17 protein-coding genes and 1 tRNA gene are annotated in these 18865 nt (G+C 48.0%); 5 read left to right on the forward strand and 13 right to left on the reverse strand.

Annotated features, from left to right (window positions below):
* Nucleotides 1-532: 532 nt before the first annotated feature.
* On the reverse strand, nucleotides 533-1465 hold the full coding sequence (locus HXT29_RS03725; protein WP_422118288.1) for an ORF6N domain-containing protein: 933 nt from the start codon (nucleotides 1463-1465) through the stop codon (nucleotides 533-535).
* A gap of 650 nt (nucleotides 1466-2115) precedes the next feature.
* Between HXT29_RS03725 and HXT29_RS03730 the strand changes: the two genes are divergently transcribed.
* Both HXT29_RS03730 and HXT29_RS03735 read left to right on the forward strand, forming a co-directional pair.
* A complete protein-coding gene (locus HXT29_RS03730; RefSeq protein ID WP_174182636.1) occupies nucleotides 2116-2391 on the forward strand; it encodes a type II toxin-antitoxin system RelB/DinJ family antitoxin in 276 nt (91 codons plus the stop codon).
* Between the two features lie 17 nt (nucleotides 2392-2408).
* Nucleotides 2409-2672 carry a Txe/YoeB family addiction module toxin gene (locus HXT29_RS03735; protein WP_080550925.1) on the forward strand — a complete coding sequence of 88 codons (264 nt, stop codon included), beginning with the start codon at nucleotides 2409-2411 and terminating at the stop codon, nucleotides 2670-2672.
* Nucleotides 2673-2701: 29 nt separating this feature from the next.
* On the opposite strand, the gene HXT29_RS03740 is transcribed toward HXT29_RS03735, so the two are convergent.
* From HXT29_RS03740 to HXT29_RS03780, 9 genes are all read right to left on the reverse strand, one after another.
* Nucleotides 2702-2774: transfer RNA gene (locus tag HXT29_RS03740), tRNA-Arg, on the reverse strand.
* A gap of 450 nt (nucleotides 2775-3224) precedes the next feature.
* Nucleotides 3225-5978 (reverse strand): ATP-binding cassette domain-containing protein, encoded by a 2754-nt coding sequence (locus tag HXT29_RS03745; protein ID WP_421789207.1) that lies wholly within the window; start codon nucleotides 5976-5978, stop codon nucleotides 3225-3227.
* Between the two features lie 54 nt (nucleotides 5979-6032).
* Nucleotides 6033-6641: an ECF transporter S component gene (locus HXT29_RS03750; protein ID WP_004105192.1), complete on the reverse strand. Its 609-nt coding sequence runs from the start codon at nucleotides 6639-6641 to the stop codon at nucleotides 6033-6035.
* A gap of 785 nt (nucleotides 6642-7426) precedes the next feature.
* Entirely contained in the window at nucleotides 7427-8200 is a 774-nt protein-coding gene (locus HXT29_RS03755; RefSeq protein WP_041160554.1) for a DUF4191 domain-containing protein, read from the reverse strand.
* A 153-nt stretch (nucleotides 8201-8353) separates the two neighbouring features.
* A complete protein-coding gene (locus tag HXT29_RS03760; protein ID WP_004105197.1) occupies nucleotides 8354-8992 on the reverse strand; it encodes a DUF3043 domain-containing protein in 639 nt (212 codons plus the stop codon).
* Between the two features lie 158 nt (nucleotides 8993-9150).
* Nucleotides 9151-10518: a dipeptidase gene (locus tag HXT29_RS03765; RefSeq protein ID WP_064340451.1), complete on the reverse strand. Its 1368-nt coding sequence runs from the start codon at nucleotides 10516-10518 to the stop codon at nucleotides 9151-9153.
* Nucleotides 10519-10760: 242 nt separating this feature from the next.
* Nucleotides 10761-11309, reverse strand: coding sequence for a low molecular weight protein-tyrosine-phosphatase (locus HXT29_RS03770; protein ID WP_004105200.1), 549 nt, complete (start codon nucleotides 11307-11309; stop codon nucleotides 10761-10763).
* A 49-nt stretch (nucleotides 11310-11358) separates the two neighbouring features.
* A complete protein-coding gene (locus HXT29_RS03775) occupies nucleotides 11359-12003 on the reverse strand; it encodes a dihydrofolate reductase (protein WP_422118289.1) in 645 nt (214 codons plus the stop codon).
* A 77-nt stretch (nucleotides 12004-12080) separates the two neighbouring features.
* Nucleotides 12081-12953 carry a thymidylate synthase gene (locus tag HXT29_RS03780; protein ID WP_174164169.1) on the reverse strand — a complete coding sequence of 291 codons (873 nt, stop codon included), beginning with the start codon at nucleotides 12951-12953 and terminating at the stop codon, nucleotides 12081-12083.
* A 151-nt stretch (nucleotides 12954-13104) separates the two neighbouring features.
* Between HXT29_RS03780 and HXT29_RS03785 the strand changes: the two genes are divergently transcribed.
* Together HXT29_RS03785 and HXT29_RS03790 are read left to right on the forward strand one after the other, a co-directional pair.
* Nucleotides 13105-13524, forward strand: coding sequence for an OsmC family protein (locus tag HXT29_RS03785; protein ID WP_004119211.1), 420 nt, complete (start codon nucleotides 13105-13107; stop codon nucleotides 13522-13524).
* 140 nt (nucleotides 13525-13664) lie between these two features.
* Nucleotides 13665-14939, forward strand: a complete 1275-nt coding sequence (locus HXT29_RS03790) for a glycosyltransferase (protein WP_064340468.1) — start codon at nucleotides 13665-13667, stop codon at nucleotides 14937-14939.
* A gap of 273 nt (nucleotides 14940-15212) precedes the next feature.
* Here the strand turns inward: HXT29_RS03790 and HXT29_RS03795 are convergent, their stop codons facing one another.
* The 3 genes from HXT29_RS03795 to HXT29_RS03805 all read right to left on the reverse strand — a co-directional run bounded on the left by HXT29_RS03795 (nucleotide 15213) and on the right by HXT29_RS03805 (nucleotide 18380).
* Complete coding sequence (locus HXT29_RS03795) at nucleotides 15213-16238, reverse strand: universal stress protein (protein WP_004105206.1); 1026 nt, start codon at nucleotides 16236-16238, stop codon at nucleotides 15213-15215.
* A 138-nt stretch (nucleotides 16239-16376) separates the two neighbouring features.
* Complete coding sequence (locus HXT29_RS03800) at nucleotides 16377-17099, reverse strand: C40 family peptidase (protein ID WP_422118290.1); 723 nt, start codon at nucleotides 17097-17099, stop codon at nucleotides 16377-16379.
* A 135-nt stretch (nucleotides 17100-17234) separates the two neighbouring features.
* Nucleotides 17235-18380 carry a CHAP domain-containing protein gene (locus HXT29_RS03805; protein WP_004119219.1) on the reverse strand — a complete coding sequence of 382 codons (1146 nt, stop codon included), beginning with the start codon at nucleotides 18378-18380 and terminating at the stop codon, nucleotides 17235-17237.
* Nucleotides 18381-18565: 185 nt separating this feature from the next.
* On the opposite strand from HXT29_RS03805, the gene HXT29_RS03810 reads away from it, so the two are divergent.
* Nucleotides 18566-18832: a DUF2530 domain-containing protein gene (locus HXT29_RS03810; RefSeq protein ID WP_004105210.1), complete on the forward strand. Its 267-nt coding sequence runs from the start codon at nucleotides 18566-18568 to the stop codon at nucleotides 18830-18832.
* The last annotated feature ends 33 nt before the right edge of the window (nucleotides 18833-18865 follow it).

The raw sequence follows: 18865 nt of genomic DNA on the forward strand, positions 1-18865 counted from the left end.
GTCAGAAAGAAAATCCGGCAGAAACTTTACACACGTGCGCAGTTTATGCCGCTTCCCAGCCAGATTCCGGCAGAAACTTTACAGCGGTGTAAAATAAAGGTCGTCTACGCACCAAAATCCGGCAGAAACTTTACAGCCGTGCGCAGTTTATGCTGCTTCCCAGCCAGATTCCGGCAGAAACTTTACGCACATGTACAGAAAAAGTCGTTTCCGCGCCAAAAAACGGCAAAAGCTTTACAGCTATGTAAAGAAACGGTCGTTTGCGCACCTTAATCCGGCAAAAACTTTACGCGAGTGCAGACAGAAAGCGCGAGCAGAAGTGCGGAGCCGGAAGAAACGGCAGAAACTGTGCAGCCGTGCGCAGTTTATGCCGCATACGCACGCACACAAAACACAACCGAATTCACAATGAACCACCACACAAACCTGCCCTGCCTTCGTCTTTATTGACGAAGGCAGACCTCGCTTGCATTGAAAGCACACCGTGCTTTCAACTTTGAGCAAGCTCAGCGCTCCGAATTACCTTTGCGCGCTACGCTTTAAGCGCAAAGGTAGGTCGTCGCGCACAAACGTAAACAGCCTCATCAGCCGTCCCATAATCTATAACCACATACCTATCGTGATACTTTCTGCCAGCAGTCTTAAACTTCAAATCAACACCAGGATAATCGCTTACAAAATCTCCCAACATGCTTTCCGTAAGCATATTCTTATTCCTAGAATTATCACTAAAAACTACTATTCCCACCCCTTCACCAGCAAAACGTAATAGTTCCAAAGTTTTAAGACCAATATAATTATCAACAACGTAAATGCTTTTCTTAGCTGACTCATATATTTTGCAATACGCAAGATCCGCTTCTATTTTATTGCCGTCCATAAGAAGAAAATGTTTATGCGTATTTGGATTAATAAAATTATCCATTACCTTATTAAAATCTTCCTTTGTTGCCATTTGAGATTTTATTTCCGCTATATCTTTAGTATTCTGGTTTGTTTGAATCGCCAACTGCGCTAACTCATTCGCGCCAATAAAATCCCTGTTTTCAACAATATAATCCTTCATTTGCTTAAAGGTTCTAATAAGCGCTTTCGACTGAATTATGGCAAGTTCGCCTCTTAACACAGTCATGAGCATATAAATACCTTGCTCCGTAAAAGCATATAGAAGCTTTCTGCGACCACCCCAACTTGATGTAGAATTTTTCGACATCAAGTTTTTGAACTCGTCAGCAGTTAGCTGAAACATAAAATCTTCGCCCTCAAACTTTTCAATATTATTCTTAATCTGTCTATTGAAATTTTTCGTTTCATACCCATATATTTCAGCAAGCTCAAAATCAAGCATGACTTTTTGATTGCGAATGTTATAGATCTTCTCTTTTATCGTTTTAGCATCTATAAGCGCTTTAACTGGCACACTTCTAGCGTCCGCGATAATTAAATTTTTATTCTGCTCTACCATAAAACCCCTCCTAAAAATGTACGTAAAACCTAGCGCAGTGCAACAAAAACGTAACTTCTAACACAAGATCCATAAATCACAAGCAACACTGCAAAATCACAGAAACAAATCACAGAAACAAATCACTAAGTTACTAAAATCACGCAAATCACATATAAACGCATCGTTTAAACGCATCAGCGCATATACAACTATTCTACAAAACAGTACAGGAAAAGCAACGAGTAGACAGGCACGACCGAAACGACTCAGGCGTGCGCAGTTTATGTTACCTACGCACCAAAAAACGACAGAAACTGTGCAACCGCGTAAAATAAATGTCGCGAAATGACGGAATTGCGACAGAAACTGTGCAGCCGCGCGCTACGCTCCAAGCGAAAAGGCAGGTCGTGTCGCTCGCGCAGATTAGCCGCGTTCACGTCCTCGCTTGCGTTGAAAGCACACCGTGCTTTCAACCCTAAGCAAGCTCGGCGCTCCGAGTTGCTTTCGCGCGCTAAATCGCAGCGCTCAGGCAGGTCGTCGCGCGCTAAAATCATCAATAATTGCTTGCATAATTAATGATATTTACGTTACATTATATAGAATTATTGTATACTTATATGAGAGTATGAGAAAAAGTACAAAATTCACCATAGACATAGGAGTCCAAAATGACTACAGCAACAAAAGATATAGTAAACGTGAACTTTCGAGCAAAGAAAGAAGACAAACTCAACGCGGAACGAGTTTGCAAGGAGCTCGGAATCTCTATGAGCGCCGCGCTGAACGTGTTTATTAAAACTATTGGTCGCGAAAAGAGGATACCGCTAGATTTTTCGCTAGATCCGTTTTACGAACCGTCAAATCAAGCATATTTGAAATCGCAGATTGACGGTGTGAGAAATGGAACCATCAAGCTCGAAGAGCACAATCTAATAATGGATTAGGACGTAGGGTTCAAACAATGAGAAAGATTGCTTGGACTCCAGATGCCTGGAACGACTATCTCTATTGGGAAAGCGATAATAAAACTCGCAAAAAGCTCAACAATATTATTAAAGAGATTATGCGGAATCCAATAGACGGAAAAGGTAAGCCTGAACCACTCAAAGGAAACTATTCCGGTTGCTGGAGTAGACGAGTAAACGATAAGGATAGAATCGTTTACTCATTTACAGATGACTCGATTATAATCTACGCCTGCAGAGGCCACTACGACGATAAGTAGGGAAAGTAGGGAAAGTAGAAAATCAAAAGTGGGCTTAATGGGGTTCGAACCCACGACCTTCTGCTCCGGAGGCAGACGCTCTATCCACTGAGCTACAAGCCCGCAACTCGAGAAAGTATACACGCTAGTGAGGATGCGCGACGACCTGCCTGAGCGCAGCATTGCGCGCGCGAAGGCAATTCGGAGCGCCGAGCTTGCTCAGGGTTGAAAGCACAGTGTGCTTTCAACGCAAGCGAGGTCTGCCTGCGGCTTTATTACGAAGGCAGGGCAGGTTAGTATGGTTGTGCTTTAGAAATTAAATTGTGACTGGGGATGCGAAGCAAAAAGCGGCAGAAACTTTACAGCGGTGTAAAGGAAAGGTCGGCTACGCACGAAAAAACGGCAAAAACTGTGCAGCCATGTAAAATAAATGTCGCCTACGCGCCAAAAAACGGCAGAAATTTTACAGGCACGCACAGTTTATGCCGCCTGTGCAGCAAAAAACGGCAGAAATTTTACAGGCGCGCACAGTTTATGCCGCATACGCACCAAAAACTCACACGCGCACAGCCATCACGCGCCACCGAGGAAGGCGAAGGTGCCGAAATAAAGCGCAGCCGCAACAGCAACCGACGGCACAATCGCGCACACAGCAAAAATCCACCAGTCGCGCGCACGCACACGACTCACCCTAGCGTGCGAACGCGCACCAACTCCCCCAAAACCGCGCGCTTCCATAGCAGTGGCGAGCGTCGTCGAACGTCGAATCGAAAGCACAAGCAGCGCAAACGACTGCGGGAAGAACGCCCTCACGCGATGCTCATCACCCAAACCGCGCGAACGCCTCGACGCAGTCAGTGCCGCCCAATCATCCTGCAGCACGCCAAACAGCCTAATTCCAGCCAAACCGCCGTACACGAATCGATCCGGCAAATGCAACACCTGGCTGAAAGCATCTGCCAAATCCGTAGCATCAAGCCCAATCACCATCACAATCGACGGCACGCCAATCGCCAAAATCCTAAGCGAAGTTGCAACAGCCAGCATAGCCGAACGATCCGTAGCATGCATCAGCCACCACTGGAACCAAGTATTTCCGCCACTTTTGCCGTATAGTAACACAGTGAGCGCGGAAGTCGGCGCGCCCACCCACACAGGCCACGAAAGGCGAATCACACGCCATGGCGGAAGCTTAATGCACGCAAAAATCACAAATTCCAGCAGCAACGCAACCGAAGCAGAAACGCAATCAAGCGTAAAAAGTAGCGGAATCGAAGCCGCGAACGCTCCAAAAATGCGAAATACTGGATTAATTGACGCAAGAAGTGGCGATTTGCTGGAAAGTTTCGCTTCCTCGTCGCGATTGTTTACTGCGCTCACTTTGATACGCGAAATGTCTGTTGCGCCGGTAGTTGCGGAAAGCGCTTCGGAAGATTTCGCTTCGGAAGCACTCGCTTCAGCAGCACTCATTTCAGCAGCTTCAGCTTTCGCATCCGGCACAAGCTCAACCAAGCGCGCACCCAACGCCTCAACCAGCTCACGGTCGTGCGTCACCACAATAATGCTCACACCCTCGCTACGAAGGCTTGCAATCAAGCGAATAATTTGCAACCAAGTTTTGCGGTCCTGCCCAAAAGTCGGCTCGTCCAAAATCAGCACACGCGGAGCCGCAGCAAGCGACGCTGCCACAGTCAGACGACGCTTTTCACCTCCCGAAAGCGTGTACGGATTCGCCTTCGCGTAACGAGCCAGACGGAATCGCTTCAGCAACTCCTGAGCCTTCGCGCGCGCCTCATCCGCCGAAACACCCGTGCGAAGCGGCCCCAACATAACCTCATCCAACACCGAACCACACGCAAACTGATGCTCCGGATTCTGAAAAACGTACGAAATGCGCTTCGCCAAATCAGGCGACTTCCACTTCATTGGATCCGTGCCATTCGCGCCTTGAGCAAGAGCATCACTCGCCACTACCTCGCCGCTTACTGCCGGCAAAAGACCAGCCAAAGTGAGCGAAAGCGTTGATTTTCCAGCACCATTCGCGCCGACCAAAGCCGTAATCTGCCCTGCTTTAAACTCAAGATTGATGTGACGCGCAATCGGCTCGCTTCTATGGCTGATTGCGAGGTCCTTCGTGGAAAGTAGCACTTCTCCGTAGCCTTCTGCTGGATTGTAGTTTTCGTAATATTTTTCAGAAGATTCTGCATTTGTGGAAGAATTACTTACGGAAGAATTACTTGCGGAAGAATTTTCAGGAGATTCCGCATTTGCGGAAGATTTTTCGGAAGACTTTGCGTTGTGCTTGTAACGCTCAGGAAGCCAGATTCCCAGATCCTCAAAGTCCAAATCAGTGCGATTAAACACCTCGTCTGGCGTGCCGTCCGCCACAATCACCGTGCGCGAAGAAGCCGCGCGCGCAATATCGTCGTCGTGAACGGTTTCGCTATGAACGGTTTCGCCGTTCGCATCTTTTCCGTTCGCAGCTTCATCATTCTCAAGCCCAAGCACAACCACGCGGTCAATCATGTCAATCCATGGCTCCGCGTGATGCTCCACAAGCACCATCGTGGCATGCGTCGAATCCAAAACCGCGCGCACAGCACCAACAATCTGCTGCGTGCCATCCGGATCCAAATTCGCAGTCGGCTCGTCCAAAAGCAGCACACTCGGCTGCATAGCGAGCGCGCCAGCAAGCGCCAAACGCTGCATCTGACCGCCACTTAAATGCGAAGTTGAGCGATGCAATTGCAAGCCATCCAACCCAACTTCTTTAAGACTTTTGCGCACGCGATCCCAAATCTCACCGCGCGGAACGTTCATATTTTCCGGACCAAACGCAACGTTATCCCCCAAACGCTGGAAAATCGCCTGTGCATCCGGATCTTGCAAAACCAAACCAACGCGACCGCGCGCACGTCGAACCGGCACGCCGTCAACCAAAACGCAACCCTCGCTCACACCACCATCGGCATCTTCGACGAGAGTGGTTTGCTGGGATTTTGCGCCATCTTCGCTATTTTCTACGCTATTTTTCGCCACAAAATCATTGCCAATAAGACCTGCCGCGCCGCTTAAAATCGTGGATTTACCGATGCCTGATGCACCAAGCAGCAACACGCGCTGCCCCGCCTTAATTGTGAGGTCCAACCCGCGCACAGCAAAAGCGCGACGGGAAGCATGACGATAACCCCAATGCTCAAACCGAAGTTCAGCGTTATTAGCTTTGCTAGCTTTATTAGCGTTATTAGCGCTGCTGTCACTATTGCAATCGCTTGAAGCTGATGGAAGGAAAGTTTCAGATTCTTGCGATTTAACAGCATCAGGCATAGTAAATCCTTTATGGCAATGATAGATTTTTAATTTTTGCGAATACGTTATTCGCTATTTTTCGCGTATTTCGCGACCGGACGCAAACTGATCCAACGCGCCGGTCTTAGCGATTCCCACATACAAGAACCACATTAAAACACCAGCAAACACAATTCCGGAAACCACTGTGCTGGCGAAGTATGGAAGACCATACTTGCCGAATACGCTAACAGCCTGCAACTTACCGAGGAAGGTGTAACCCCAGCAACCAATGCCAGTCAATGCGCCGGAAAGAATCATTGTGTTCAAATTCCACTTCTTGTAAGCGAAAATAATGAACGCAATTTCAGCAAACAGACCCTGAACCACTGCAATAGCGAAGGTTTCAGCACCACCCCACTGATTGCCCATCAAAGCTTCGAGCACGCCAGCTACGACTTCAGCGTAAATAGCAGCACCCGGCTTACGCACGATTACTGCGGCCAAAGGAGCAGCGAAGAGCCAAAGACCGTTAATAAGACCTGCAAAACCTGGAAGAATGCTGTTTAGCGCAGTCCATGGAACCTCACTAAAAATGGCAACAACCCAATAAATAAAAGCAGAAACAACGCCAATTACGGAAGCAACTGCGATGTCTGCAACACGCCACTGCATGTTGGACTGATAATTTTCTTCTGACATAAAAATGTGCCTTTCTTGTTACGTGTTGCAATGCGTTACATTGTGCGCAATGCAATATTTTGCGTTACATGTGTACATTACGATGCTGTGCGTCAAACGCGTTACATTGCGATGCGTTACATGCAATACTTTGCGTTACAAAGAAACCTTGCAACACCTCTCCAGGCACGGGAAAAACAGACCTCCGTGCGCCGGTATTACCCGGATTCACGTTCAAGCGGTTTTCTCTCAGCTCTGAATGTTCACGCTTACATAAGCGAGAACACAGAGCACCCGTGTCGATTGACGATTGTACGGCAGCGCGTAGACGCCAACCCTCCAAACGCGGGCGCGACGACATGCTTGAGCGCAGCACAGCGCGCGCGAAAGCAACTCGGAGCGCCGAGCTTGCTCAGGGTTGAAAGCACGGTGTGCTTTCAACGCAAGCGAGGTCTGCCTTCGTCTCGATTGACGAAGGCAGGGCAGGTTTGCATGGTAGTTTATTGGGAATTCAGTTGTGTTTTGTGCGCGCGACGACATGCTTGAGCGCAGCACAGCGCGCGCAATCACCCATCTGCACCAGTAACGAAAAACGACAGAAACTTTACGCGCGTGTAAAATAAAGGTCGCTTGCGCACCAAAAAACGGCAGAAACTTTACAACCGCGTACAGTTTATGCCGCCTGCGCGCGCAATCCCGGCAGAAACTGTGCAGCTGTGTACAGAAAATGTCGAAATCTCATCAAAAAGCGACAGTTCCTTCACATTTACGTAAAGTAACTGTCGCCAATCCGTCGCAAGAATAATTTACTTACCGCGCATTGCACGACGGCTGATGCGCTGCGGACGCGTTGGATCGATGCCCTTCGGAATGCCAAATCCACTCTTGCTTTGCAACGTGCGCAAACGCTCATTCAAAATCGCAAGCTCCGTCTTAGTAAGGAAGAATCGGCGGTTCGGATGAATTTTATCAAACAACGCAAACTTGTGCTTCACAGGCTGTAACGTCTTCGAGCGCAACACCTTTCCGCGCAATTCTTTAAGCTTCACCTGATTTTCGCCATTACCAACAGCAATACGGTATACAGGTATATTAGATCCGGCAGTAACGCTTTTAATAGCGTGCTCCTGTCGATCCATAGCATGCATTAAACGCTCGTAATTACCCTCACCAACGAGGAAAATTCCGTTAAAACCAGTGCCTCTCCAAAGCGCATCCTTCGTGCGCGCATCCACCCACACAGGCTGCTGCGGAAAAGTAAAACCGCCCTTATTAATCGCAGAAATAATGCCGGCAGCCGCACCCGGGCGACCTTCCAACTTTGCGTAACCAACTTTATCTGCGCGCTTTGTAAGCACAACAGTAAACAGCAGCAAACCAAGCATCACCGCTGTAATAAGCATCATAATCCACATCAAAATGGACCAACGAGATACAATTCCAAGAATTACAGCAACCAAAATCGGCGCAGCAAATGCGCAAGACAACCACAAAGGCAGCTGCTTATCGTCAGAATGCGTGTACTTATAAATACGTATGATCTGCGAGAACATGCCCTGCTTTTTCTTAGGCTTCTTCATGCCTTGCGTCGCGCCCTTCGACGCGCCTTGCGATTTGCTTTGTGCTTTATCTTGTGCCATGCGTTTACCCCATAATATTCGCGTTATTTTGAGTATCCCAAATAATAATAGTAGCTTGTGCAAATATTAATAAATTTGCACTTATTTCTGCACTTACTTCGGCCAGTTACCACGCTTTGCGCTACTCGGCTTAGGCAAACGCCAGCGACGAAGCTGCATAGCGCGGCTGAATGCGTACATGCCGGAACGCGACTTGCGCGACACAGCCACATCACCAAAACGACGAATCAGCTCCTTACGCAACTTACGCCACATAACAAACATGTCAATTACAGATGCAAACAAATACGCGTACAAGAACACTGCAAAAACAAAATAAACAATCACAAACTTAGATAGCGCAAACAAGCAAATCATAATCAGCACTGCAACTGGTATGAAAAACTCGCCAATATTAATTCGAGCATCCACGTAATCGCGAATATACACACGCCACGGAAGCTGCTCAATTTTTGGCATATGCGCCAAATCGCCAGTGCGCATTGCGTTGTATTGCAAATTCTCAGATTCGCGAAGACGAGCACGCGCGCGTTTTGCGCTTTCCTTGCGATCTGCTGGTACTAGTGGGCGAAGCTTTTGCGCCTGAGCAGCGTTGCGCTTAGGAGTCGGCGCGTTTTTTTCGCGAGATTTCGTCGCTACAGACGATTCTGCATCCGCTACTTTCTTTTGCAACGAAGGAGTAGACGCGCCCTCATTATTAGCAGTTTTCTTTGCAAATGGATTCCATGTCATGTTTGCAGATTACTCAACAGACTAGACGCATGCAGACGCGGAGGAAACGGCAGAAACTTTACGCGCGTGTAAAGAAAAAGTCGGCTACGCAGCAAAAAGCGGCAGAAACTTTACAGCGTTGCAAAGTTTATGCCGCCTGCGCGCAAAATTAGCCAGAATTACTCGCCCAATCGATCCAAAAGCAGCGCTTCCGTCACAATATTTCCGCGCAAACCAGAAAGCGAAATCGACTCGTTCGGGCTGTGTGCATTGGACTTAGGATCTTCCGGACCCGTCACCAGCACCTGCGCCTTCGGGAAGATGCGCTGAAGCTCCGGAATAAACGGAATCGAACCACCCTCGCCCTTATTTACCGGCTCCACGCCGAAAGCATCGCGCATAGAAGCGAGCGCATCCTTCGTTGCAACAGCATCCGGATCCATTGCCCAACCCATGCCGTTATCAATCGGCTCTGCAGTAACTTCTGCACCAAAAGGCGCGTGAGATACCAAGAAGTCGCACAAAGCTTTTTGCGCTTCTTCCGGACGCTGCGAAGGCGCGGTACGAAGCGAAAGACGCAACTTAGTTTCGTGCGCAATCACATTAAAACTGCCCTCAACAGGATGTGCGTCCATGCCGATTACCGTCAAGCTCGGCTTAGTCCACATGCGCGCTGCGAGAGAACCGGTGCCGGCAAGCTTATAAGAATCGACCACGGAAGAGTCGGCACGCACTTGCGCTTCGTCCAAATCGCGCTGCAAACCGCCAACCGGCTCCTGTGCTTCAATTCCAGGCACTGCCAGGTCGCCAGCCTCGTTGTAAAGCGAGGCAATAAGCATGGAAGCGAGCGTGTAAGCATCTAAAATCGGGCCGCCAAACTGACCGGAATGCACTTGATGGCCGAGCACTTTAACCTTCACGTCCACGTCGGTATTTCCGCGCAAACTCGTTGTAAGACTTGGGATTTCGGCGGACCAGTTGCCGGAGTCGGCAACGATAATTACGTCTGATTCAAATTCGGCTTTATGCGACTCGATAAAAGGAATGAAGCTTGGCGAGCCCATTTCTTCTTCGCCTTCGATGAAAACCTTAATATTTACGCGCAAATCGTCGCTCAGTGCGCGCAAAGCTCCGTAGTGAATTGCGATTCCGCCGCCGTCGTCGGCTGAGCCGCGTCCGTAGAGGCGACCGTCGCGCTCGGTACCTTCAAATGGGTTGGTTTCCCACTCAGATGGATCTGGAACTGGCTGCACATCATGATGCGCGTAGAGCAAAACCGTTGGCGCGCTTGGGTTTACGATGCGCGAGCCGACCACTTCGAAAGCTCCTGGAGTGCCGTCCGGATTCGTAGACTGCTCGACGCGCGCGTCAATACCAACCTCACGCAATACCCCAGCCACGTATTGCGCGGACTTGCGCATATGCTCGCCAGCAATGCCCTTAGCTGACACCGCAGCCAGTGAAATCTTCTTATTCAGCACGGAAACTACGTCATTCCAGGCGTTTTGCACGCGAGCGCGCACGTCTTCGACAGCCAAACCTGCCATAAATCCTCCCAAATAAAAGTAACAGAGCGGTAATTGATGCCTGTAAAACTATACCTACAAATTTAAACTATATTCGCAACTATGTCCGCAAATATGAGGAAACGCGAGAAAACGCGACGCAAACTTAACTATCTACTTTGGTCAGCTTGCGAGACCGTTTCTTTACACGCCTGTAAAGTTTCTGCCGCTTTTTGGCGCGCAAACGACATAAACTGCGCGCGGCTGTAAAGTTTCTGCCGCTTTCAAGCCCTCTCAATGCGCGTGGCAACCCAATCGACGATATAAGGCGCGCACTGCTCAACCTGATCCATCGCAACCTCAAATTCGCGAGGACCTCCGTACCACGGATCTGCCAAGTCGAGCAACATCTCGCGACCCGGCTGAGGCTTAGGAAGCGACGGATCAAACGCGCGGTACATGTGCACAAGTTCGCGCTTTTGCGCAGGCAACAAACGCAAAAGCGAACGCATATGCGAAGCCGTCATAGGCAAAAACAGGTTCGTTTCCGCAATCTCATCCGCTTCAATTCGATGCGCAAAATGCGAAGCAGGAAGCCTGTATCCGCGCTTAGTTAATTCTCTTTGCGCGCGGCGATCAATCGGATTTCCGTACTCTTCGTCGCTTACACCGCTGGAACGCACAGCAACAACGTCGCCCAATCCCCTCAATTGAAACTCGTTGCGCAACACAATTTCCGCCATTGGCGAGCGGCAAATATTACCTGTGCAAACCGTCATAACAGTGTATGGGTGACGTGCGTCTACCTTGATTTTGCTTGATTCTTCAGTCATGCTTCCTCGTTTATTTTGCTGTCTCGTTTACTTTGCGATTTCTCGTTTACTAAGCAGGCTCATATACCATAAACCGGTATCGTGCAGGATTGCTTTCGCTGCCAACCTTCAGAGGCGCTTCCTCAAACTCGCCTTCGCGCGCAACATGCCATTTTCCTGCATCAACTAGTGCATGAATATTCGGAGCAAATGTGTCCGCTGCAACTTTCGCATCAATTTGCGTTACGTAAGCTGCGTCTGCGTGATAATTCGCAAGCATTTCGCGCAAAATCGCAGCTCCGCCAATAACCCAGATTGCTGGGCCATCTTGAGGCGAGTCTTGAGATACGTCTTGAGATACGCTTTCCTGACTTTCCAGCACTTCCCTATTTTCCAGCCATTCGCGCGCGTAATCCAAAGCCGCGTCAATGCTAGTAAAACTACGCGCTCCATCTGCTACAAAATCAGGATTATGCGTAACAACAATATTTTCGCGCCCAGGCAACGGACGGAACTTCAGAGGCATCGCATCCCACGTGCCACGACCCATAATCACAGGGCAACCGATAGTCATCGCCTTAAAATAGCGCAAATCCGGCGAAAGTCGCCACGGCATGCCTCCGTTTACGCCCATAGCGCCGGGCTTGCCGTCCAAACCAGAAGCCTCGCCCCAAATCAGTCGCACAGGGAAATTATGCGACACGCTGTTTGCCATATACGCACCTCACACGCTAAAACAAGCTAAAAATTAAACTAAATCAAGCAAAATCAAGCAAAATAATTTGCAATCAATCACACCGCAACCGGTGCTTTAATCGTCGGATGATGCTTGTAATCAACCACCTTAAAATCGCTGTAATCGTAATCAAAAATCGAATCCGCCTTACGAATTTCAAGCTGCGGATACGGGTACGGCTCGCGCGAAAGCTGCTCAAGCACCTGCTCAACGTGATTGTCATAAATATGGCAATCGCCGCCCGTCCACACGAACTCGCCCGGCTCAAGACCTGCTTGCTGAGCCATCATCATCGTCAAAAGCGAGTAAGACGCAATGTTAAACGGCACGCCAAGGAACATATCGCAAGAGCGCTGGTAAAGCTGGCACGAAAGCTTGCCGTCAGCAACGTAAAATTGGAAAAGCGAATGGCAAGGCGGCAACGCCATATGCTCAACTTCCGCAGGATTCCAAGCGCTAACAATCATGCGACGAGAATCCGGGTGATTCTTCATAAGATCCAGCACGTTTGCGATTTGGTCGATTGTACGGTTTGGATTTTCCGCGGTTGGCGCCGGCCAACTCCTCCACTGCACACCGTAAACAGGACCCAAGTCGCCATTTTCGTCCGCCCACTCGTCCCAAATGTGAACGCCATTTTCCTGCAACCAACGCACGTTACTCGAACCCTTAAGGAACCAAAGCAACTCGTACGCAAGTCCTTTGAAAAACACGGTTTTCGTGGTGATAAGCGGGAAATATTTGCTAATGTCGAAGCGGATTTGCTGGCCAAAAAGCGAAATCGTACCAGTGCCTGTGCGATCTGATTTTAAAGTGCCGTCCGTAAGGATTTTTCGCACTAAATCCTCGTAAGGAGTTGGGATGCTGGAAAGCGGTTTTTGTGGTACACGCGCGCGAATTGCTGCAAGTTCTTCTTCTGTTAAAGCCATGCTGCCATGTTAACAAAGCGCTAATAAATTTAAAGAATTGCGCTCGTAAAACCATATGTCTACCACGCAAAACGCTAGATTCGACAATTGAGCACAAAGTTACAATCCTTACGATAACATGAACAAATACGACTACAGCAAAGGAGCAAAAATGTCTAGAAGATTATGGGTAGAGCGCAACGAGGACGGCACTTGGGAAGCACACAGCGACGACGGTGTGAGCTTGAAGTTTGGTCACGGCGAAGGCATGTTCAACCCGGTTGAATTAATGCAAATCGCTTTAGCTGGTTGCACAGCTCTTAGCAGCCAGTACGCTGCAGAACACGCTATTGGCGAGGGCGCTGGAGCGCGAGTTGTAGTAAACGGCACGTACGACGCGGAAGAAGGCACGTACTTGCGTTTTCAAGAAGATGTCACTCTTGACGCAACTTGCGCAAAACCTGCGCTCAGCCAGGAAGATGCGTCCGCACTAAAAGAGCGCATGGAACGCCACATTTCCAGGGGTTGTACTGTTAAGCATACGCTCGAAAAAGGCGCGCAAGTTAGCGTAAACGTTACGGTTCGCAGCTAGAATAAGCCAAAAGTCGCGAAAAATCACACTAAAATTGCACTAAAATTGCATTAAAATTCACCACGTGTGGCACAATTGAGTACACAAGATATTTGCGCAATAATGACGCTACGCATGCATGTATGCAACCGGAGGAAACTTTGAAAATCGCTATTTTTACCGAAACGTATCCACCGTACATAAATGGCGTCGCAACACAGTCTTATATGCTCAAAAAGATGTATGAAGAGCTTGGTCATGAAGTGCTAGTAGTCACGGTCGGCTCCGAAAAACAGCGCAAAACCAAGCTTGAAGATGGAGTTGTTTACGTTCCGGGCATATTGCTTAAAAAGCTTTACAAATACCGCGTTGCGCTCCCGATTGGTCACATGCGAAAGCAACTTCCTCTTAAATTTAAGCCGGATGTCATTCATATTCAAAACGAATTTGGCATTGGCGAAATCGGCTTGGAAGTAGCAAAAAAAGAGCATATTCCCGTTATTTATACGCTTCACACAGAATACGATAAATTCCTGTTTTACATTGGCTTAAAGCATTTTACTGAGTTCTCTCGCAATATTTCGGCGAAATATTTTATGCGATTCTCGAAAAATGCCACAATTATTACGAGCATGTCTCCTAAAGCACAGGCATATATTGACCGTCAGAAGGTTGATAAAAAAGTAATTGTGCTGAATAACGCTGTGGAATATAAAAAGTTTCTACCAACGCCTGAGAGACTTGCATTCCGCAAAGCTTTCCGCGAAAAATATGGCGTTTCTGACTCTACTAAGCTGTTTGTTTTCGTTGGTAGAATCGGCGCTGAAAAAAATATTTCAGAATTAATTGACAACTTTATGTATTGCGATTTTCCTCGCGAAAAAGCGCGCTTATTTGTTATTGGCGGCGGTCCTGATTTGGAATCGTTGCGCAAGCGCGTGGCAGATAATGGTTTTGACGACAGAATTTGTTTGCTTGGGCCTATTGCTCACACGGAAATTCCAAAGTATTTGCACGCAATGGACTACTACACAACCGCATCACTTTCCGAAATGCACTCACTTTCGATGCTAGAGGCAATGGCTTCCGGTCTGTTTGCGCTTGTAAAGCATGATGTGCCGAATGAGAAGCAGATTATTAGCGGTCAAAACGGGTATCAGTGGGATACTAAGGAAGATTTTAAGACTGTTTTTAGTAAAGTTTTGAATATGAGCGAGGCTGAGCAGGCTCAGCTTAAGGCGAACGTGCTCGAGTATTCGAAGAATAACGATTTTAAGAGCCAAGCGCTTGAGCTGCTTAAGATTTACAAGCGCGCAATCGAGATGAACAAGGAAAAGCTCGCTGAAAAGAAAGCTAAGCGAGATGCCAGGCGCGCGCGTTTTATGCTGAAAAAGCGCGAGAATACTGAAGCGGAGTCGCAAGAATCGCAAGATTAGACGCTCTCACGCTCCAAACGCTCCAAACGCTCCAAACGCGGTCGCGATGACATGCTTGAGCGCAGCACAACGCGTAGGCGGCAGAAACTGTACACCGCTGTAAAGTTTTGGTCGGAATCTGGCTGGTAAGCGGCAGAAACTGCACACAGCCGCACAGTTTTGGTCGGAATCCGACTGGCAAACGGCAGAAACTGCACACAGCCGCACAGTTTTCTGCCGTTTTTCGTTACTGGTGCAGATGAGCGACTGCGCACGTAACGACATGCTTTCGCGCTATCGCAGCGGATCGATTGTTTGCTCAATCTCCTTAGCAGCTTCTTTACCAGCCTTCGGCACATCAACCTCATGTACTCCGGAAATATCGTCAATAGACGCTTCAGAATGCTGCTTTTGCGCTGCTGCAACCTGAGCTGCACTAAATTCCACATACTTGCGCGGCACAACGTACACAGGCCTCGAAGAATGCTGCAACAATCCCTGGCTAATCGAACCAAGCAGCAAACCGGTAAAGCCACCGCGACCGCGAGAACCAACAACCACAAGATCATGATTCAAACTAGCCTGAGTCAAAGCTTCAACGGCAGAACCGGGCACAACAGTTCGATGAATTTGCAAATCCGGCAAACGCTGCAAAATTGGCTTCACGCGCTCCTCAAGATCCTCCATGTACGATCCCATAACAGCAGTATCGCCCTCAGCACCTTGCACTCTTGGCACTGCGGAAATAACATCAAGCTCAGCATGCCAGCTATCCGCCAAATCAGCCGCAATTTCAAGAGCTTTAAGCCCCCACTTTGACTCGTCAGAGCCAACAGCCACACGCGTAATCGTATTATTCAAGTGAATACGCTGACCGTCATCGTCAGTGTAAGGCACAACCACAATTGGGCAATACGCATAAGCTGGAAGCGAAGAACTAGTTGTGCCGAGCAAACGCTCTGCCAAGCCACCTTTTCCACGATTACCAATCACAATAAGCTGATAGTTACGAGAAAGTTCCACGAAAACCGAAGAAGGATCGCCCGTAACAATTAGCGTAGTCGCGTCAACTCCCTGCTCAAGAGCAACAGCTTTTGCTTTAGATAGAATTTCTTGCGCATCGTGATGAGCTGCATTATCGTCACCAATCGCAGTGTAGGTGGCATCAAAAGAAACAGCAGCATAACTTGGCAACGAATAAGCGCAAACAATTTGCAATTGCAACCCAGCATGCTTTGCGTAATTTGCAGCCCACCAAACCGCTTTATAACTCGCGTGTGAGCCGTCAACTCCAACCAATACAGCTTTTTCTGGGATCATTGCCAACCTCCTCATACTTGCACTCGCGACAGCAGCGTCACTCGCGCACAACTTGTAAGTACTATTGTAGCGTAATTTTAGATTGAGTGTTGGCAGTTTTGCGATATATAACTACAGAAGCTACAGAAACTATAGAAGCTACAGAATGCGACGAATAGAGTACCCGCCTGGGAACACGTAGCGGATAGGATCGTACTTAGTGCCAGCAAGCTGCGAATTAATTACCATGCCGTTGCCAACATAAATAGAAGCATGCTGCGCATTCGCGATAATATCTCCAGGCTGCGCTTGAGCCAAACTTGGGATTGGAGTTCCAACAGTTGCCTGCGCTCCAGAAGTACGAGGCAAAGAAATACCAACACTAGCAAAAACATACTGCACAAAACCGGAGCAATCCCATCCAGCAGGAGTATTGCCACCGCTGCGATACGGCACTTTGCCTAAGAATTGAGTAGCAAAATTCAAAAGAGAGGCAACAGACTTACCATCAGGAGGAACTACAGAAGCAAGAGGAACCTGTTCAACACCACTGCGGAAACCAGAACGGCTTGCAGTAGCATTTCCAGCAAAAGCACGGCGTGCCGTTTCAGCAGCTTGTTCGCTAGTAGTCTTAGTTTGAGGTACATTCAAGCTTTCTATGCCACCCCAATGAGAATTTGCGTCGACATCAGTAGAAGTGGATTCAGTTAAAATATCGCGACGCACATTCGTCACCTTTGGAAATGCGCGCGTAGAAGTGACAGCTGACTCGGAAAGCTCATGCGAAGACTCTGCCATGGCGAATGGCGCCATAACAGTAAGCATTGAAGCTGCAGCGGCAGCTGATACAAAAACTGAGAAAATTCTACTTTGTTTTAGCATACTTTTTGCAGTATATCATCGGGGCATTACATACGAGAGAAATTAGCAACGCCAGTAACAAGCAAACTCATTTTAGTAATAAACAAACTAATTTTAACAAAGCAGCTTTAGTAACGAAGCTTCGGTAGTACAACTTTAGTAATGAATAAACTGATATTGAGAAACTTCCTTAGCGTCAAACTTGCGCGAGAAAGTTCGTCCTTGGTAAGAAGCGCCACATTCAGAAGTCTCAATAGAACCGTCTGAATTAATTTTTTCAACAACTGCAACGTGCCCGTAGAATGGATCAGAACCAGCCTGACCTGAGCGGAACACCATAATATCGCCAACATGACGAGCGGAATTATCTACCCAATAGCCAAGATTGCGCGCAGAATCAGCCCACATATTTCCGTTGCCAAAATGCGAGCCAACAGGCAAACCTAACTGATGGCGACGAACATACACCCACCACGTGCACTGGCTGAACTCATACGCGTTACCAGTATCACCAGTTGCATGATTTGGATTAAAGCCCTTCGGCAAAACGTCAAAGTCTTTATCTATCAACAAAGCAACCTTAGGATTATTCGCAGCAGAACGTGACATCTCTGCAATATTAAAGCCTGAACCAGAACCTAAATTCCACGAATCAGACTTCGAAGATATAGTAGAAAAAGTGCCAGGTTGTACCGAATTAGCAACTTTATCGGCTAAGTTTTCATGCTTCGAATTCGAGCGAGCAGAACTACTTTCATTCGCGCCATTTGCAGCATCAGCAGAGTTCGCATTATGCGATTTTTTAGCAGCATTCTCAATAGAGTCAACAGCGTTATTAATAGTTGCCATAGGATCAAGAGACTCGCGTTGGCTAGAACGCGAAACTGTTGAAGATGCGTCGCCAACTGCAGTCATAGATGGCTCAAATTCGGAAGCGCGAGAATCAAAACTATTAACCTTAGTTAAAGCCATAGTAGCTGCAACAGTACCAACCATTGCAACAAGAGAAGTCGAAAGTATTACATTGCGACGACGCTCATTAGCAAGTTTAGACAACCTAAGCGCGCGCCTGCTTTGAGGAACAAGCTCCTGCAAACGCTCAGAAACAGCTTCTGGAAGCTCTACAACAGCACCATTGCTAGTAGCAACCGCAGCCAAACGCTCACTAACACGATTAGCTTGAACAGAACGCATGCCACGCACACTATGCGCACCATGCGCGCCACGCTGAGCTACAAACAGCGAAAGCGGCGAATCTCCATGCCTCTTTGCTTTTGTGGCACCATGTGCAGCATGTCTCATACTAATCACTTTCTTATGTTAAACGTGGAACGCAGCGCACAAACGCCACACCCCCAACTGACTTTCTTTCAATCCTCTATGTGAAAGGTTACAACGTGGTTAGGATGTAAGAAACGCACACAGCCTAAATCCGCTAATTTTCGCGCTTAAGCTGCACTCGTCACACTTAGACTTCGGTAAGTTGTATGGTTGGAAGTATGAAATTTGCACCTATAGTTAATCCTGATGCACGAAAAGCAGCACCAAAACCGCTGCGAGTTGATTTGCGAAAGGTTTTTGCTATAGGAACGATCGCGTGGCTAGTCGCAACAATAATTGCGCTTATCGTTGCGTTATTGCATATTACAACTTGGTTTCCTGTGTTGTTTTGCGCATCGGGAACAATTATTGGCGTTCTGCTATTAATTTGGGAACATTTTGACCGCTGGGACTACAGGCGCTTAGGAAAATAGTTTGTTGCTGATTTGCTGAATTATTTACTGCTG

The organism is Gardnerella sp. DNF00550 (genome assembly GCF_049262685.1).
GTDB lineage: Bacteria > Actinomycetota > Actinomycetes > Actinomycetales > Bifidobacteriaceae > Bifidobacterium > Bifidobacterium leopoldii.

Coding starts and splice junctions, on each gene's coding strand:
- HXT29_RS03725 (WP_422118288.1), bottom strand. CDS start 1,465: ATGGTAGAGCAGAATAAAAATTTAATTATCGCGGACGCTAGAAGTGTG.
- HXT29_RS03730 (WP_174182636.1), top strand. CDS start 2,116: ATGACTACAGCAACAAAAGATATAGTAAACGTGAACTTTCGAGCAAAG.
- HXT29_RS03735 (WP_080550925.1), top strand. CDS start 2,409: ATGAGAAAGATTGCTTGGACTCCAGATGCCTGGAACGACTATCTCTAT.
- HXT29_RS03745 (WP_421789207.1), bottom strand. CDS start 5,978: ATGCCTGATGCTGTTAAATCGCAAGAATCTGAAACTTTCCTTCCATCA.
- HXT29_RS03750 (WP_004105192.1), bottom strand. CDS start 6,641: ATGTCAGAAGAAAATTATCAGTCCAACATGCAGTGGCGTGTTGCAGAC.
- HXT29_RS03755 (WP_041160554.1), bottom strand. CDS start 8,200: ATGAAGAAGCCTAAGAAAAAGCAGGGCATGTTCTCGCAGATCATACGT.
- HXT29_RS03760 (WP_004105197.1), bottom strand. CDS start 8,992: ATGACATGGAATCCATTTGCAAAGAAAACTGCTAATAATGAGGGCGCG.
- HXT29_RS03765 (WP_064340451.1), bottom strand. CDS start 10,518: ATGGCAGGTTTGGCTGTCGAAGACGTGCGCGCTCGCGTGCAAAACGCC.
- HXT29_RS03770 (WP_004105200.1), bottom strand. CDS start 11,309: ATGACTGAAGAATCAAGCAAAATCAAGGTAGACGCACGTCACCCATAC.
- HXT29_RS03775 (WP_422118289.1), bottom strand. CDS start 12,003: ATGGCAAACAGCGTGTCGCATAATTTCCCTGTGCGACTGATTTGGGGC.
- HXT29_RS03780 (WP_174164169.1), bottom strand. CDS start 12,953: ATGGCTTTAACAGAAGAAGAACTTGCAGCAATTCGCGCGCGTGTACCA.
- HXT29_RS03785 (WP_004119211.1), top strand. CDS start 13,105: ATGTCTAGAAGATTATGGGTAGAGCGCAACGAGGACGGCACTTGGGAA.
- HXT29_RS03795 (WP_004105206.1), bottom strand. CDS start 16,238: ATGATCCCAGAAAAAGCTGTATTGGTTGGAGTTGACGGCTCACACGCG.
- HXT29_RS03800 (WP_422118290.1), bottom strand. CDS start 17,099: ATGCTAAAACAAAGTAGAATTTTCTCAGTTTTTGTATCAGCTGCCGCT.
- HXT29_RS03805 (WP_004119219.1), bottom strand. CDS start 18,380: ATGAGACATGCTGCACATGGTGCCACAAAAGCAAAGAGGCATGGAGAT.
- HXT29_RS03810 (WP_004105210.1), top strand. CDS start 18,566: ATGGTTGGAAGTATGAAATTTGCACCTATAGTTAATCCTGATGCACGA.